General features: G+C 33.5%; 15 protein-coding genes and 1 riboswitch. Of the genes, 13 read left to right on the top strand and 2 right to left on the bottom strand.

Annotation, left to right across the window (positions count from 1 at the left end):
• Positions 1 to 132 precede the first annotated feature (132 nt).
• Positions 133 to 789, top strand: a complete 657-nt coding sequence (locus tag BED47_RS12295) for a VC0807 family protein (protein ID WP_069033912.1) — start codon at positions 133 to 135, stop codon at positions 787 to 789.
• Between the two features lie 68 nt (positions 790 to 857).
• Here the strand turns inward: BED47_RS12295 and BED47_RS12290 are convergent, their stop codons facing one another.
• Positions 858 to 1,796, bottom strand: coding sequence for a cation diffusion facilitator family transporter (locus BED47_RS12290; RefSeq protein ID WP_069033911.1), 939 nt, complete (start codon positions 1,794 to 1,796; stop codon positions 858 to 860).
• 308 nt (positions 1,797 to 2,104) lie between these two features.
• Positions 2,105 to 2,278: riboswitch (Lysine riboswitch) on the top strand.
• A gap of 135 nt (positions 2,279 to 2,413) precedes the next feature.
• Here BED47_RS12290 and lysA point away from each other — a divergent pair.
• Together lysA and BED47_RS12280 are read left to right on the top strand one after the other, a co-directional pair.
• A complete protein-coding gene (gene lysA / locus BED47_RS12285; protein WP_069033910.1) occupies positions 2,414 to 3,733 on the top strand; it encodes a diaminopimelate decarboxylase in 1,320 nt (439 codons plus the stop codon).
• 212 nt (positions 3,734 to 3,945) lie between these two features.
• Positions 3,946 to 5,151: a C40 family peptidase gene (locus BED47_RS12280; RefSeq protein WP_069033909.1), complete on the top strand. Its 1,206-nt coding sequence runs from the start codon at positions 3,946 to 3,948 to the stop codon at positions 5,149 to 5,151.
• An 82-nt stretch (positions 5,152 to 5,233) separates the two neighbouring features.
• On the opposite strand, the gene mscL is transcribed toward BED47_RS12280, so the two are convergent.
• Entirely contained in the window at positions 5,234 to 5,635 is a 402-nt protein-coding gene (gene mscL / locus BED47_RS12275) for a large conductance mechanosensitive channel protein MscL (RefSeq protein WP_069033908.1), read from the bottom strand.
• 152 nt (positions 5,636 to 5,787) lie between these two features.
• On the opposite strand from mscL, the gene msrA reads away from it, so the two are divergent.
• From msrA to alr, 10 genes are all read left to right on the top strand, one after another.
• Positions 5,788 to 6,735, top strand: coding sequence for a peptide-methionine (S)-S-oxide reductase MsrA (gene msrA, locus BED47_RS12270; protein ID WP_254664597.1), 948 nt, complete (start codon positions 5,788 to 5,790; stop codon positions 6,733 to 6,735).
• 255 nt (positions 6,736 to 6,990) lie between these two features.
• Entirely contained in the window at positions 6,991 to 7,218 is a 228-nt protein-coding gene (locus tag BED47_RS12265) for a hypothetical protein (protein ID WP_069033906.1), read from the top strand.
• A 168-nt stretch (positions 7,219 to 7,386) separates the two neighbouring features.
• Positions 7,387 to 8,658 carry an MDR family MFS transporter gene (locus BED47_RS12260; RefSeq protein WP_069033905.1) on the top strand — a complete coding sequence of 424 codons (1,272 nt, stop codon included), beginning with the start codon at positions 7,387 to 7,389 and terminating at the stop codon, positions 8,656 to 8,658.
• Positions 8,659 to 8,944: 286 nt separating this feature from the next.
• Complete coding sequence (locus BED47_RS12255) at positions 8,945 to 10,045, top strand: D-alanine--D-alanine ligase (protein WP_069033904.1); 1,101 nt, start codon at positions 8,945 to 8,947, stop codon at positions 10,043 to 10,045.
• An 80-nt stretch (positions 10,046 to 10,125) separates the two neighbouring features.
• Complete coding sequence (locus tag BED47_RS12250) at positions 10,126 to 11,511, top strand: UDP-N-acetylmuramoyl-tripeptide--D-alanyl-D-alanine ligase (RefSeq protein ID WP_069033903.1); 1,386 nt, start codon at positions 10,126 to 10,128, stop codon at positions 11,509 to 11,511.
• A gap of 418 nt (positions 11,512 to 11,929) precedes the next feature.
• On the top strand, positions 11,930 to 13,477 hold the full coding sequence (locus BED47_RS12245; protein ID WP_069033902.1) for a DEAD/DEAH box helicase: 1,548 nt from the start codon (positions 11,930 to 11,932) through the stop codon (positions 13,475 to 13,477).
• A 125-nt stretch (positions 13,478 to 13,602) separates the two neighbouring features.
• The gene (uvsE, locus tag BED47_RS12240) at positions 13,603 to 14,568 is read left to right on the top strand and encodes a UV DNA damage repair endonuclease UvsE (protein WP_069033901.1); all 966 of its coding nucleotides are present in this window, start codon (positions 13,603 to 13,605) and stop codon (positions 14,566 to 14,568) included.
• 25 nt (positions 14,569 to 14,593) lie between these two features.
• The gene (gene acpS / locus BED47_RS12235) at positions 14,594 to 14,947 is read left to right on the top strand and encodes a holo-ACP synthase (RefSeq protein WP_069033933.1); all 354 of its coding nucleotides are present in this window, start codon (positions 14,594 to 14,596) and stop codon (positions 14,945 to 14,947) included.
• Positions 14,948 to 15,290: 343 nt separating this feature from the next.
• Entirely contained in the window at positions 15,291 to 16,310 is a 1,020-nt protein-coding gene (locus BED47_RS12230; protein ID WP_091024772.1) for a LolA family protein, read from the top strand.
• Positions 16,311 to 16,478: 168 nt separating this feature from the next.
• The gene (gene alr / locus BED47_RS12225) at positions 16,479 to 17,651 is read left to right on the top strand and encodes an alanine racemase (RefSeq protein ID WP_069033899.1); all 1,173 of its coding nucleotides are present in this window, start codon (positions 16,479 to 16,481) and stop codon (positions 17,649 to 17,651) included.
• The last annotated feature ends 25 nt before the right edge of the window (positions 17,652 to 17,676 follow it).

Below are 17,676 nucleotides of genomic sequence, written 5' to 3'. Positions count from 1 at the left end.
GTTTGAAAATTGTGGTTATTCAAAATAAAATATGGCTCTTTCTAATTGATTTTTGTTTTTTAGTAACAATAATAATAATATAAAATAGCAATGATTATGACGAAAAAGACCAAAAAAAACGAGGTTATATAAATGAAGAAAGAAAGTAATTTAATTATTTACGATCTAATTTTGTATTTAGTATTTCCGCTTGTTTTATATAAAGTTTTACAACACTATTTTAGTGATTATTGGGCGATGCTTTTACCGACGGTTCCAGGGATCTTATATACTTTATTTCGTTTTTGGTATACAAAACAGTTTAATGTTACTGGTATTTTTATTATCTCAACATTAACTGTAAGTACAGCTGTTGATTTAATGGCATTAGGTTCTGCGAAAAACTTAATTTTGTATAATGTGTATTACCATTTTGGGGTTGTCGCAGTATTTTTAGTTTTATTAGCTTTGAAAAAGCCATTACCATATTATTTTATGATTGATATTGCTGCAATACAGGGGCAAGATCGTGAAGAAAGTAAAAAATTATATAAACATCCTTCACTATTTAAAGTATTTCAATATTTGTTTGTCGCATGGATTATTAAAGATATCGTTTTTGCTGTTGCACAATGGTGGATGGTTGATACGTATGGATTAAAAGCATATTACTCACGTACGATTATCTTTACAGTTGGTGGATATGTTTTTGGCATAATTATGGCGATTGGCTATGCGATGGTTACGATGAGAGCTCAAAAATTAAAAGGAGACGACCCAGAGCAACCTTCCGATGAAATTATTATTTAGTAAAAGCCCTTTAAATAGAATGAACCCCACAAGTTCTTTGTGGGGTTTTTTTAATTACTGATGTCCATTTATCCCTTGAATGAATTTCCTACTCTTTGTAATTCCTGCTCTTCTTTGTTTGCTGCGTTTATGAAATCACGTTTTTGTATTCTTTCATTTTCTGGTTCGACATGAATTAATATTTTAGGATCAACTAAAACCTTTTTTATTTCTTCTTCTATTTTGTCACATAGTAAATGGGCTTCTTCAATGCTCATGTGTGATGGTAATACTAAATGGAAATCAATATGCTCCTCAGCACCCGAACGTCTCGTGCGTAAATCATGGTATTCGATAAATTGGGATTTAAAAGAATATAATACATTTTCGATTTGTTTTAATTCATCTGTAGATAGCCCAGTATCAAGTAGGGGGGTAAACGACTTACGCCCAAGTTCGATTGATTCTTTCATTATATAAATTGCGATTCCAATTCCGATCAATGCATCGAGAAATTCCCAACCAGTAAGACTTACTAAAATTAAACTTACTGCGACTCCGAGTGATGAATAAACGTCTGTTAATAAATGCAAAGCGTTTGATTGCATTGCGACAGAATGAGTATCATTACCTACTTTTTGAACGATTTTTCCTACTCTCCAATTGATTAACGCTCCAATTAACATAACGATTACACCGATCATTGGCATTTTAATTGGAGTAGGATGAAGTAACTTTTCAACAGATTCAATGATAATCCAAATACCAGCTACAAATATTAAGATTGTTTCGACTGTACCTGAAATATTTTCAAACTTACCATGACCATAAGGATGTTCCTTATCAGGTGGTCTATTTGAAATCCTTACAGAGAAAAATGCAATGACTGAAGCGACTAAATCCAATAAAGAATGAATTGCCTCAGAGATAATTGCTACGGAACCAGTAAAAATCCCGACAATTAATTTTAATAAAACGATGAATGTGTTACTACATATTGAAAGTACTGCTATTTTGCTTGAACGCAATCTATTCACCCCTGTCCAATTTTTTCTACTTAAGTTAAGAGTTTTGTAATAAGGCAACAAAAAAGAAAAACCACTAACAGTTTGTTAGTGGTTTGTTTTTTTTTAGATTTAATTTAAATTTATTGAAATGATTTTTCATTTTTGAATCACCTTTTCTCTCGCATAAAACATATTCTATATTATAGATATTATTTTGAAAAGGAAAAGCTGTGTGTATGAAGTGAATATAAATCGACAATATTATTCAAAAATGGTTTGACATCTATTTTTAGACTGTGTTATACATAGACTAATATAAAAAATAACAGTCTATTCGTAGAGGTTGCATTGTATATGAGTATCATTTTAGAGAACTGTGGGTTTTATGACAAAATGAGAAAGGATCCTATGCCGAAGAAATAAATTGCCACACATTTTATTTCTGGGACTACATTTAATAAATGTAGTACTGTCACATGTGTTTGTGAAGAGCTATTGAAGAGATGTGATTGGCTAAGTCCTTTTTTTAAAAGCGATAGGCACATGAACATATCCTTCATGTGTCTTTTTTAATACACTAATACATTGAGGGAAGCTTCTTAGAATGATCTTACATTTGATTTGAAGGGAGAATACGAATGTATTTACATGGTAATAGTCGAATTAATAATGAAGGACATTTAGAAATCGGAGGTTGTGATACTGTAGATTTAGTAAAAAATTACGGTACCCCTCTATACATTTATGACGAAGCATTAATTGAATCAAAATGTAGGGAATTCCATGAAGCTTTAAGAGAAACGGGAATGAAATATCAGGTTGCTTACGCGAGTAAAGCGTTTCTATGTGTTGAACAAGCCCGCTTAATAGAAAGAGAAGGTCTATGTTTAGATGTTGTTTCTGGTGGAGAGCTATATACAGCTTTGCAAGCAGGATATCCAACTGAGAAAATTCATTTTCACGGAAACAACAAAACAATTGAAGAAATAGAAGAAGCTTTAAATGCAAAAATCGGTTGTTTTGTAGTTGATAATTTCTTTGAGCTAGAAGTATTACAGGCCTTAGCTGAACAACGAAATGAAGAAGTATCAATCTTATTACGTGTTACGCCAGGTGTTGAAGCACATACACATGAATATGTAATGACGGGCCAAGAAGACTCTAAATTCGGTTTCGATATTATGTCAGGTCAAGCTAATGAAGCAGTTGAAGTTTCGTTAAATTCAACTAACCTAAAATTATTAGGAGTACATTCACATATAGGATCTCAAATTTTCGAACCAGATGGATTTGTTCATGCAATCAATGTATTAATGAGCTTTTTAAATGGACTTAAAAATGATTTAGGTTTTACAGCTGATATATTAAATGTAGGTGGAGGCTTTGGTATTCGTTATACTTCAGAAGATGAGCCTTTAGCTATTGCTAAACATATAGAAAAAATTACTACTATTATTAAACAACAATGTGAAGAGCTAGACTACAAACTACCAGAACTATGGTTAGAGCCTGGACGCAGTATTGTTGGTGAAGCTGGAACAACACTTTATACGATTGGTTCAACAAAAACTCTTCCTTCAATTCGTAAATATGTATCTGTTGATGGGGGAATGACTGATAATATTCGTCCTGCACTATACGGATCAAAATACGAAGCGATGCTTGCAAATCGAGCAAATGATGAGAATAAAGAAGTTGTATCGATTGCTGGTAAATGCTGTGAAAGTGGCGATATGCTAATTTGGGATTGTAACTTACCTGTTGTACAAAACAAAGATCTATTAGCTGTATCTTGCACTGGTGCTTATGGCTATTCAATGGCTAATAATTATAACCGTATCCGTCGCCCAGCAGTAGTATTTGTTAAAGATGGTGTTTCAAGAGAAGTAGTCCGTCGTGAAACATATGAAGATTTAGTTAGAAATGACAGAGTTTACATCGAAAACTCTAGTAGATAGATAATTAACGTTTTTGTGTTATTTGTATCAATACTGACACTTCTATATAATATAGAAGTGTTTTATTTCGTTTCCTTTAATAAAAGATGATAATTTATCGACATATAAAGACATATTTATCATTTATATTACAATATTGTAACAATTGCGACTCTCTTCGGGAATCTATGGTATAAATATTTACGTAGATTAGCGAGAGGAGAAACGCTGAAATGTTAAGAAAAAAACTAGCAGTGCTGGCGATGGCAAGTACAATAGTATTATCATTAGCGCCAAATGCTTCAGTATTAGCTGATAGCAAAGTTGAAACAAAGCAAGCTGAAGTAGATAAGTTCCAATCACAATTTAAAGAATTAAGCAACGAGATAGAGAAAATAGATCAACAAATTAAAACTACTAAGCAAAACATAGAAGCTAAAAAAGCAGAAATTTCTGAAACAGAAGAAATTATTAAAGATAAAAATGCAAGAATTACATACTTACAAGACAGAATTCAAAAACGTAACGATTTATTAGAGGATCGTTTAGTTGCAATGCAAAAGCAACCAAAAGTGAATCTAGTAACAGACGTTTTATTTAATTCAGACTCAATCGTAGATTTCTTTAATCGAGTAAACTCAATTTCAACACTTTTTGAAGCTGATGAAAATATCATTAAAGAACAAAAGTCTGAACAAGCAGAAGTATTAAAAGAAAAACAACTTGTTGATGAGAAGAAAGCATCTTTAGTAACAGCAAAAGAAGATTTAGTTGCTCAACAAAGTGAACTTTCTAAATCACAAGCTGAAAAGCAAAAATCATTAATTACTGCTGAAGCAAACTTAAAGTTAGCTGTTAAAGAACTAGAGAATGCAAAAGAAGATGAGAGAGTTCAACGTCTTGAGCAACAATCTCTTGAATTAGCTGCTTTATCTAGCGATGATGGTGAAGATGACAGCGTTAGCAGCACTCCAGCCGCTAAATCTAGTTCAAATTCTGATTCGAAATCTGATTCAAATTCTAGTTCAGATTCAAATTCAAATTCTAAACCTGATTCAGGTTCAAATAATGATGGTCCAGTAGCAACTGGAGGCCTTGTAGATTATGCTTTACAATTCCAAGGTGTACCTTATGTATTTGGTGGAACGTCTCCAAGCGGTTTTGATTGCAGTGGTTTCATCTGGTATGTATATTCACATAATGGATATGGCATCTCTCGTGGAAATGTAAAAACATATTGGAGCAATGCGACAAAAATCAGCTCTCCACAACCTGGTGACCTAGTATTCTTACAAAATACTTATATTAATGGTCCTTCACATATGGGTATTTATATTGGTGGAAATAAAATGGTTCATGCTGGAAGTAAAGGAATCAGCGTAATCAGCTTAAGTAATAGCTGGGTTCGTTCTCACTTCTTAGGTTATGGAAAATTCTAATAGTTTATTAACCTCGTATTATAATTAGTATAGTACGAGGTTTTTTATATATTCTTACGGGTAATCAAAAAGGTATAAGCTTTTAGCTTATACCTTTTTGATTTGAAACCTGTTCTTTTAATAAATCACGTATTTCAATAAGTAGTGCTTCTTCTTTAGTAGGAACCACAGGTTTTGCTTCTTCTACTTCTTTCTTTCTAAATGAAAGTCTATTAATTAATCGAATAAAGAAAAATACTGAGATTGAGATGATTAGGAAGTCGACTACTGTTTGGATGAATGAACCATATTTAATTTGAGTTTTATTGTATGTGTACATTAAACTTGAGAAATCTACACCTCCAGAGATCAATCCGATTAGAGGCATCATAATATCTCCAACTAAAGAAGATACGATCTTACCAAAAGCACCCCCAATAATTACCCCGACTGCTAAATCAAGTACATTCCCTTTAAGGGCAAACTTCTTAAATTCTTCAAACATTTTTATTTCCTCCTGTGTAATTATCGTATAAGTTTACATACAAATCTCAATTCTTTCAAGTTAAGAATTGGTCTTTTTTAAGCAAAAATATTTATATCGGCTATTAGATATGGTAAATATAATTAATGACAATTTTTAGGAGGAGTAAAGGTATGGGCACAGAATTGGCTACATTTGCTGGTGGATGTTTTTGGTGTATGGTAAAACCGTTTGATCAACAGGACGGAATTATAAAAGTTGTTTCAGGCTATACAGGTGGGGAAAAAGAAAACCCGACATATGAAGAAGTATGCACACATTTAACAGGTCATTATGAAGCTGTTCAAATTACATTTGATCCAGAAGTCTATCCGTATGAAAAATTATTGGACTTATTTTGGCAACAAATTGACCCAACAGATGTAGGTGGGCAATTTAATGATCGAGGTAGTTCGTATAAAACTGCAATTTTTTATCATAATGAAAGTCAAAAAGAGCAAGCTCTAGCTTCGAAAGATAAACTAGAGAAAAGTGGCGTTTTCAAGAAATCAATTGTGACTGAAATTTTACCTGCAAAACCATTTTATGAAGCAGAAGAATATCATCAGCATTATTATAAAAAGCACCCGGTTCGTTACCAACTTTACTTTAAAGGATCTGGTCGTCAAAAATTTTTAAAGGAACACTGGAAAACGGGCCAAGAGGAGCTTAAGCAAAGACTAACACCGATTCAGTATGCTGTTACTCAGGAAGATGCAACTGAACCACCATTTAGAAATGAGTTTTGGAATCATAAAGAAAAAGGAATTTATGTTGATATCGTATCAGGACTTCCTTTATTTAGTTCATTAGATAAATTTGATTCAGGCTGTGGATGGCCAAGTTTTACAAAGCCGATTCTAAAAGGTGAAATTGAGGAGAAGAAGGACTATAGTCATGGAATGTTGCGTATTGAAGTCAGAAGTTCTGAAGCTGACTCGCATCTAGGGCATGTATTTGATGATGGACCTGGACCTGAGGGCCTTCGCTACTGTATAAACTCTGCGGCATTAAGATTTGTTCCATATGAAAAAATGGATGAAGAGGGCTATGGTAATTATAAGAGTATCTTTCTTAAATAGACACTAAGGATATTTAACTAGGTACAATCAAAGTGAAATAATTAAAATTTTAACCGAGATGACTATTTGTCTCGGTTTTTTTGTTTTTTATTTAGAAGGGGGAGGTTTGTTACTATTGAACAAAATATTTTCAAAAAAGTTTTCTGAAAATATTTACAATTGTGAAATAAGTGTGTTACTATAAAAGTGTCACAAAGTTGTCACAAATTAGGTATTGCAATTCACAAAAAAGATGAAAACAGGAGGTTAATCATTATGAAGCGAACTGATTATGAAATCGTTGAAACATATACTCAATATTCTGGTATTGCCTTTTTTATTGGTCTTATTCTTTTTTTACTATATTTTACTGGAAGCGGTTTCTTACATACAGGCATAAGCTTAACGGTGAGCATAGTATTGATGGGCTCTTGTTCAACCTTATTTCTATTAGGTACTTTTTTGGGATTGATGTTCTCAGTTCCTTCAAAAGAACAAGTTTAAAAGTTAAAAAAAGAGTGGGTGTTCAAATGGCGATAAGTCAATTTGAACGCCCTTTTGTTTTGTATAACATATTTTATCGGATACGTATATAAAGTAATTTGAAACTTAAAATTCTTCCGATATGATTAAAATATGGAAGTTATGATGCACTAGGAGGTGCTGCTAAGGATGAATTTTTTTAAAAAGTTAAAAGGTATGGATCGTAATGTGTGGATTCGAGTAATCGGAGAAACGATTACGAGTAGTGCAATGATGATGCTTATGCCATTTTTTGCTCTATACCTAGAAGGAAAAGTTGATTCAATGCTAAAGGTAGGATTTATTATGTCGATTTCACCTATAGCATCATTATTTGGTTCGATGGCTGGTGGTAGACTCGCTGATTTATATGGACGAAAACGTATGATGGTTTTTTCGACGCTTGGAACATCTCTTATTTTAGTATCCTTTGCTTTAGTAGAAGGCTATACAGCATTTTTAATTTTATCAATTTTACTAGGTATTAGTAACTCGTTCTTTAGTCCAGCAGCTTCTGCTATGGTAGCTGATGTTACTAAACCAGAGAAAAGAACTGAAGCATATGGATTATTAAGGGTTGGAAGTAATGTAGGTACCGTAATCGGTCCGTTATTAGGAAGTTCTGTTGTTTACTTTTCGAAAGACAGTTTATTTTATATTGCAGCAATCACTTTAGGGCTTTATAGTATTGCACAATTAATTCTATTAAAAGAAACACTTCCTGCAGAAAAGAATGTTAAAGAAAAGACTGAAGTAACGAAAATACCTTTTAAAAAGGTTATGAAAATCATTAGATCTGATAAATTATTAATTTTTTACGTAGCAACAGGTGTAATTATTTCAATGGGTTTCTCACAAATTGAGGGAATGTTACCACTTTATTTTAAACAAACCTTTCAATCTCAATTTGGTATGTGGAATCCTTACCCATTTTTAATGTCGCTTAATGGATTGTTAGTTGTTCTTTTGCAATTTCCGATTTCAAGTTATTTATCGAATCGTTCAATTGGAAAAACGATGTTTTATGGAACCATCTTATTCGGCTTAGGTATTTTATCAATCGGCCTTGCACCTCCATTATTACTTACAGGTGGTGTAGGTAAGTGGATGATTCTATTTTTCTTAGCAATAATCTTCATATACTACACCTTTGGAGAAATGGTTATGTCACCAGTTCAAATGACATTTGTGGCCAACATTGCACCTGAAGAATTAAGAGCGACCTATATGGCGGTTGGTAGTATGAAATGGACGATTGGTGGATTTCTTGGGCCTTTATTAGGTGGATTTTTATTTGATTTAAAACTTGGAATATGGCTATTTATAATTCTTGGAACAGGAGTTGTGCTATCAGGAATAATGTATCGCTCACTTGATGAAAAAGTAGCGATTAGAGATAATCAACAGGGTATAGCGCAATAGGTCGCAGGATGCTTGTTTCTTTGTTGCTTCGTCAATTGAGCAGTGCTTATTACACTTATCAAACTGCCCGAAAACGCTTGTAATCAATCTGAAATTCAAGTTTTTATATTCTTGTCTACGAACTAAGTATAGCTTAAGTAGAGCTATGCTTTTTTTAGTTGTAAAGAAATCACAAAACAGATATCATTGCATATGTTGTAAAGAAAAATAGGTTTCTACCCATAAAAGCTTATACACATTTGTATAAAGTGGTACAATAGGGAGAGCAAAAAATAGTAGGGGGAACATCATGAAGATTAAGTTAGGATTATTATATGGCGGTAAATCTGCAGAACACAAAGTATCATTACAAACAGCTTTTGCCGTTATTTCTGCTTTAGATCACACAAAATTTGATGTGTATCCAATTTATATAACAGAACAAGGCGAATGGTTACAAGGGAAACAAATTGAGGGGAAAGTAGAAAGTGTTGCAGCTTTAAAATTCTCAAATGAAGATCAACATGTAAATGAAATCGCTCCTGTCGCGTTAACTTCATCAATTATTCCTGCAGCTTCAAATCAAGATTCAACTGGCCCAGTTGACGTTATTTTCCCATTATTACATGGACCAAATGGTGAAGATGGAACAGTTCAAGGTTTACTTGAGCTATTAAATATCCCTTATGTAGGAAATGGTGTATTAGCTTCAGCGGCTGGTATGGATAAAGTGATTATGAAAAACTTATTTGCTCAAGCTGGAATTCCTCAAGCTAAATATGTACACTTCTTAAAAACAGAGTGGAAATCAAATGCAGAGTCTTGCTATGAAGCAGTCGAGAAAGAATTAGGCTATCCTGTATTTGTTAAACCTGCAAACTTAGGTTCAAGTGTTGGTATTACGAAAGCTAAGAATCGTGAAGCATTAATGGCTTCATTTGAAGAAGCATTCCAATTTGACCGTAAAATAATTATTGAAGAAAATATTGTTGGACGTGAAATTGAAATTGCTGTATTAGGTAACGATCAAGTTGAATGTTCTGTTGTTGGCGAAATCAAACCATCAGTAGAATTTTATGATTATACTGCAAAATATGAGAGTGGCGATACTGGTCTAATTATCCCAGCTCCTGTAGAAACTGAAACATATGAAAAAATTAAGCATTATGCAGAAGTGGCGTTCAAAGCAATCGATGGATCAGGCTTAACTCGTGCTGATTTCTTCGTAACAGAAGATGGTGGCGTATTAATGAATGAAGTTAATACAATGCCTGGATTTACTCCGTTCAGTATGTATCCACAATTATGGCAGGCTACTGGATTAACATATCCAAAATTAATTGAAAAATTAATCGATCTAGCAATTGAACGTTACGAACAAAAACAACAAATTAAATATAATATTTAACAATTGAAAACACTATTCATGGTTGAATAGTGTTTTCATGTGAATAGAAGAAAAATGCTATAGAAGAGGAGTCGGTGACAATGTCAATCGTACGTACTTTATCTCAAATCATTAACATGATCCCCGGTAGCGAATTAAAGGGTAAAGATTTAACAATCAACGGAGTTTCAACAGACTCTCGTGTAGATTTAAATGGAAAATTATTTATACCGCTAATTGGTGAAAAATTCGATGCACATCAATTTTTACCTCAAGCAATTGAAAATGGTGCTAGTGCAGTACTTTGTTCTAGAAAGTTTTCAAATGTACCAACTAATGCATCTGTCATCTTAGTTGATGATACATTAGAAGCCTTACAAAAACTGTCCAAATCATATTTAAGTGAGTGGAATGGAAAAATAGTTGGTATAACAGGAAGTAATGGGAAAACATCGACAAAAGATATTTTAACTAGCATTCTTTCAGCAAAATATAAAGTACATAAAACACAAGGGAACTTTAATAATCATATCGGACTTCCGTTAACAGTTTTAGCGATGGCAGAAGATACAGAGGTTGCTGTCTTAGAAATGGGTATGAGCAATTATGGAGAAATTGAATTTTTGTCTAATTTAGCTGAGCCTGACGCGGCAATCATTACAAACATCGGTGAGTCTCATATGCAGGAACTAGGCTCAAGGGCTGGGATCGCAAAGGCGAAGCTTGAGATTGCTAGCGGACTATCAAAAAATGGTTTACTTGTCATTAATGGCGATGAACCATTATTAATCGAAGGTACAAAAGACAAAAACTTAATCTATACGATCGAAACTTTTGGTTTAAGCGAAAGTAATGATGTATATCCAACATTTATTGAAATGAATGAATCTGGAAGTGAATTTGAAATAAATAAAGCGAAGGATTTCCGTTTCAAATTGGCCGTACTAGGCAAACATAATATTAGTAATACATTGGCAGCTATTGCAGTTGCGAGGAAGTTTTCATTAACATGGGATGAAATTAGTTCTGGAATGCAGAATTTAGAAATGACAAAAATGCGTATGGAACTATTAAAGAATGAAAATAATGGAATAACTGTTATTAATGATGCCTATAATGCAAGTGTTACATCAATGAAAGCGGCTCTTTTATTTGCTTCGGAACTGAAGAGTTATAATCGAAAATTTGTAGTATTTGGCGATATGTTAGAATTAGGTGATCAAGAAATTGCTTTTCATGAAGAAATTGGAGAAGAAGTTGTAAACCTTCATTTCGATTTTCTTTATACTTTTGGACCATTAAGTAAATTTGCAGCAACGTCAGCTTTTGAACAAATGGACTCTTCAAGAGTAAAAAGCTTCGATGATAAAAATAAGTTAATTGAAGATTTATTACAACAAGTTCGACCAAATGACTTAGTATTAGTAAAAGCTTCTAGGGGAATGAAATTAGAAGAAGTTGTAAATGCGTTAGTAAATCAAGTGTAAGCATATAATAAGGAAGGGAAGGCAGGAGAAATAGGGATTAAAAAATTTCCTTATTCCATTCGTTCTGCTCTTCGCTTCTTGTATGTAAAAATATGCGAAGTGAAAACTTTATACGCGTAATTTAACAAATGAAAACTGTTCGTAATATAAGGGATGAAGAAGGCTATAAACATGATTTTATAGCGAATTTAACTATAATATAAGGGCAAAATATAGTTTGGAAATCAAATTGTTAGAATATAACTTCATTTGCTTTTTAGATAGAATGTCCGTATAATGGGTAGATATTGTTTCCTTTTCATGATACTTCGGACTATTGTTTTCCACTAAAAACGAACCTTCCATATGAACAGTCACGAAACATATAATTTTTTTAAATTTTTATAGATCAATTGAGATACAAAGGAGATTAACCAAATTGACAACATTTCAAGAATTAGGATTAAGTAGTAAGATCCTGTTTGCGATTGAAAAATTAGGCTTCGAGGAAGCTACTCCAATTCAAGCGCAGACTATTCCATTAGCAAAACAAGGCCATGATGTAATTGGTCAAGCGCAAACTGGTACTGGTAAAACTGCCGCTTTTGGTATTCCATTACTAGAAAAAATTGATGTAGATAGTAACAATGTTCAAGGACTTGTTATCGCACCTACACGTGAGTTAGCTATTCAAGTTGGTGAAGAATTACACAAAATTGGTATGAATAAAGGTGTAAAAATCCTTCCAATATACGGTGGACAAGATATTAATCGTCAAATGCGTTCATTAAAAAAATTCCCACATATTATTGTTGGAACTCCTGGTCGTATTCAAGACCATATTAACCGCCGTACAATTCGCTTAAACAATGTAAACACAGTTGTTTTAGATGAAGCGGATGAAATGTTAAACATGGGATTCATTGAAGATATTGAAGCGATCTTAAAAGAAGTTCCAGAAAACAAACAAACACTTCTTTTCTCTGCTACAATGCCTGATCCAATTCGTCGCATTGCAGAAACTTTCATGACAAATCCACAAATCGTAAAAGTAAAAGCAAAAGAAGTAACAATGCCGAACATTGAACAACATTTTATTGAAGTTCAAGAAAAGAAAAAGTTTGACGTTCTTACACGTTTATTAGATATTCAAACACCAGAATTAGCAATTATTTTCGGACGTACAAAACGTCGTGTTGATGAATTATCAGAAGCGTTAAACTTACGTGGTTATGCTGCAGAAGGTATTCATGGTGATTTATCACAAGCAAAACGTGAGCAAGTACTTCGTAAATTTAAAGCTGGTTCAATTGATGTTTTAGTTGCAACTGATGTAGCAGCTCGTGGATTAGATATTTCTGGCGTTACACATGTATACAACTTTGATATTCCTCAAGATCCTGAAAGCTACGTTCATCGTATTGGACGTACAGGACGTGCTGGGAAATCAGGTATAGCGATGTTATTTATTACTCCTCGTGAGTTTAATCAATTAAAAAATATCGAACGTACAACTAAACGTCGTATGGAACGTATGACTGCACCTACATTAGACGAAGCAATTGAAAGTCAACAACGTATCATTGCAGAAAAATTAACTTCGACTATGGAAAGTGATAATTTAGCGTTCTACAAACGTATTGCAGAAGAATTACTTGAAGAGCATGATTCTGTAAGTGTTGTAGCTGCAGCTTTAAAAATGTTAACAAAAGAGCCTAATGAAACACCAGTTCGTTTAACTGATGAGCCACCAATGGTCAAACGTGACCGTGGCGGACGCGGAGGAAACGGTGGCGGCGGCGGTGGATTCCGTCGTGGTGAAAATAGACGTGGCGGTGGAGATGGACGTCGTAGCGATAATCGTCGTGGAGATGGACGTCGTGGAGACCGTGACAACCGTGGAGGAAACTTCCGTGGCAAACGAAACGAAGGTTCTCGCGATAACAACCGTGGTGGACAACGTAAACCACAAGACAGCAGTAAATAAGATAATAGATAAGGTGCATGGATAATATTCCATGTACCTTTTTTATTGCCAATTAATATAAAAAACTGTGTGAATTTGGACAGATTCCATACACTAACTAAAAACGTATGAGAGTTGGAATAAAAATGTTAGTAAGACTTGGATATGTCGCAATGAGTATGAATTTACAAAACGCCTCACCATCAAAGACAATGACGGTTACTCAATTTTTAAAACAAAAGGATAAAGATGCGGCGATTCGTAAGTTAGAGCAAATTGCTAATACTAATATTAATAACTGTCTAAGATTACTAAAGCACAACAAAGCACATGATATATCTTTTTTTCGCCTGAGCAGTAAATTAATCCCTTTAGCAAATCATGAAGAAGTAGCAGACTGGAATTACATAAAGCCATTAAAGGAGAGTTTACTTGAGTTAGGTAAATTTGCAATTACGAATGAAATGAGGATTGATTTTCATCCGGATCATTTCGTAATCTTAAACTCAACTGATGAAGAGTTATTAAAAACATCGGTAAAAACCTTGAAAATGCATTATCAGCTTTTAAAAGCAATGAAGATTAATACAGAACAACGATGTGTACTCCATATTGGTGGAGGGTATGATGATAAGGAAAAATCACTTGAACAATTAATAGAGAATTTTAGCCTTGTTCCTGCGCAAATTCAAAAAATGCTAATGTTTGAAAATGATGATACTACCTTTACGTTTGATGAAACTTTATTTGCTTGTGAAAAATTAGGAGTCCCACTTGTATTTGACTATCATCATCATCTAGTTAATCATACAAATGAAGATTGGGTAAAAAATTGGGGTTATGCAGTTGATACATGGAAAACTTCAAACTTGCCTATGAAAATGCATATATCAAGTCCTAGAGATGAGAAAGACATACGTGCTCATGCTGATTTTGTGGACCCTAACATGTTTATTACATTTTTAAATGAAATTTATGGCTCGGTTAAGCAAATTGATTGTATGATTGAAGCAAAACAAAAAGATAATGCACTATTTCAATTAATGGATGATATGAAAGCCCATCCGTCTATTGAAATAATTAATGATTCAAGCTTTTATTTTAAACCGTAGTACTCGAAAGTTAGGGTGTGGAAATATGATTGTAGGTATTGGATTAGATTTAGTAGAAATTGAACGAATGAAAGAAATTATAAGCTCGCAGCCACGGTTTGCGAAAAGGATTTTAACTGAAGCAGAATATCAAATATACGACAACTTATCAGAACGAAGAAAACTTGAATTTTTATCAGGAAGATTCGCCGCAAAAGAAGCTTGTTCAAAAGCTTTTGGTACAGGAATTGGGAAAGAATTAGGGTTTCATGATATTGAAATCTTAAATGACGAAAAAGGTAAGCCTGTATTGACCGTTGATTTGCCATTTATACCGTTTTTATCAATTACGCATACAGAACATTATGCTGCAGCTCAAGTGGTCTTACAGCAAATATAATACCCTTTTAAACAGTCACTCTTTTGAGTGGCTTTTCTTTTTTGTACTCGACGTAGTTGCTAAATTTAAGGATTAATTAATATGTGTAACAATACCATTGTCTTCACTTACACCCCTCGCCAATCTGAACGTTTTCTTTAAATTTTTTAAATTAGCTTGTCATGCTAGTCTGCATATTTTAGAGCTTGACCTCATATAGTTTCATGAGGATATGAGAAGCAAGGTTGCAACGTGCATGAATAAATCAAGATTTTACTTCTAAGCTACTCGCGCACATTTATTCATAAGCCTTTGCATAAAATTCTCTTTTTTTCAATTTAAGAGGAATAAAGGAGCTGGGGAGATGAAGAAAAAGCTTGTAGCGATGCTTTTGACAATCATGTTAGTACTATCATTGGCTGCATGTGGCAAGAAATCGAAAGATGATGTTGTAGGTTCACTTAGCAATCAGATGGAAAAAATGAATGGCTATAAGGCTGATGCAACATTAACGATTAATAATGGGAATGATCCTCAAAAGTATGAAGTAGTCATTTGGCATAAAAAGCCTTCTTACTACCGAGTACAATTAAAAAATGCTAAGAGTGATCAAAACCAAATTATTTTAAGAAACAAAGAGGGTGTCTTTGTTTTAACGCCAGCATTAAATAAAAGCTATCGCTTCCAAAGTGATTGGCCATCAAACAGCAGTCAGCCATATTTACCGGAATCATTAGTTAATGACTTAGTACAAGATAAGAATGCAACGTTTAAAACAACTAAACTAGGGTATGTGTTTGAAACAAAAACAAATTACACAAATAGACAATTGCTCCCAACACAAGAAATTACTTTTAATAAAAAAGGTCTGACACCAGAATCAGTAAAACTATTAGATACAGATAAAAATGTTGTGTTGGATGTTAAATTCGATAAAGTACAATACAATGCAAAGTTTGATAATGATGCTTTTGATGTGAAGAAAAATATGACAAGCGCTCGTTTAAGTGTACCTACATCTACAAATCCAAATAATGATCCTAATTTATTAGTTACACTTTACCCTAATTATTTAATGAAGGGTGTTGTGTTAGATGACCAACAAGAAGTAAAAACAAACAATGGTGTTCAGGTTATACTTTCATATAAAGGTGATAAAAAATCGTTTACTTTAATCGAGGAAAAAGCAAGAATTTCAGAGTCTGGAACAACGATGGAAATCACTGGTGAACCAGTAGATTTAGGTAAAACAGTAGGAGCTTTATCAGATAAGATGATCACATGGTCATACGGTGGAACAGATTTCACGATTGTTTCTAAAAACTTAACTCAAGGTGAGTTAATTCAAGTTGCCCAATCAGTCGGAGATACAGGCACAAAATAATATTTTTTTCAAACTTAAAAAGGGCGTGATGATGCTTTATCACGCCTTTTTAAATTTTAAATAAACTATAAATGAGTAGTATATTGGTTGACATTTATAGTAAAATAAGCAAATAATTTTACACATATAAAAAAGAGTAATGGGTAAATCGATAAGGAAGTGTAGATCATGACAGAAACATCATTTTATCGCGACACTTGGGTAGAAGTAGACTTAGATGCAATTGAGGAAAACATCAAAAATATTGTATCGCTTTACCCTAATCATCAAGAAATATATGTAGCTTTAAAAGCGAATGCATATGGACATGGTTACGTTGAAGTAGCGAAACAAGCATTGGAGTCTGGAGCAACAAGATTATTAGTTGCTTTTATTGATGAAGGGATTTTTCTGCGTAACGCGGGTATAGAGGCGCCGATATTAGTTTTAGGAGCTACTAGACCAGAGGATATTAACGTTGCCATCAAGAATAAATTAACTTTAACGGCATATAATGTTGATTGGTTAGAAGGTATTTCTAAAAATCTAAAAAGCACAGATCGTACAATGATTCATATTAAATTTGATACTGGGATGGGTAGATTAGGCCTAAAAACAAAATCTGAATGGGAGCAAGCTGCATCGATCTTACGAAAAAATCCATCAATTATACTGGAAGGTTTGTTTACACATTTCGCTACTGCAGATGAGCTAAATAGATCCTATTTTAAAGAGCAAGTCGACAAATTTTATGAATGTATAGAATGGGTTAAGAGCAGTGGATTCTCTCCAGAGCTAATTCATTGTGCTAATAGTGCAGCGGCTGCATTAGAAACAAATTTATTTAATACTGTACGTGTTGGTATTATCATGTATGGTTTAACTCCATCTTTAGAAATAAAACCAATGTTACCATTTATATTAAAGCCAGCACTATCGCTTTATACGAAAATCTCTCATATTAAGCAATTACCAGCTAATAGTGGTGTAAGCTATGGTGCAACGTATTTTACTTCTGATTCTGAGTGGATTGCGACGTTACCAGTTGGGTATGCAGATGGCTGGCTTAGAGATATGCAAGGATTTTCTGTGTTGGTTGAAGGTGAAAAGGCAGAAATCGTTGGTAGAGTTTGTATGGATCAGTGTATGATCAAGCTTTCTAAACATTATCCTGTTGGTACAAAAGTAACTTTAATAGGAGAAAGTAAGGATGGAGCAGTAACGGCTGAGGAAGTCGCTACACATATGAATACAATCAACTATGAAGTAACTTGCCTTATAAATCATAGAGTACCAAGGGTATATAAAAAGGATGGAAATATTAAGTCCATAAGTAATTATCTAGTATCAGATAAATTGTAATTTGATGTATTAAAGTATGAAACAC

It is taken from the genome of Gottfriedia luciferensis (assembly GCF_001712755.1).
GTDB classification, from domain to species: Bacteria; Bacillota; Bacilli; order Bacillales; family Bacillaceae_G; genus Gottfriedia; species Gottfriedia luciferensis_B.
Note: the sequence above shows the minus strand (reverse complement) of the source record. Positions and strands in the feature narration are given on the sequence as shown.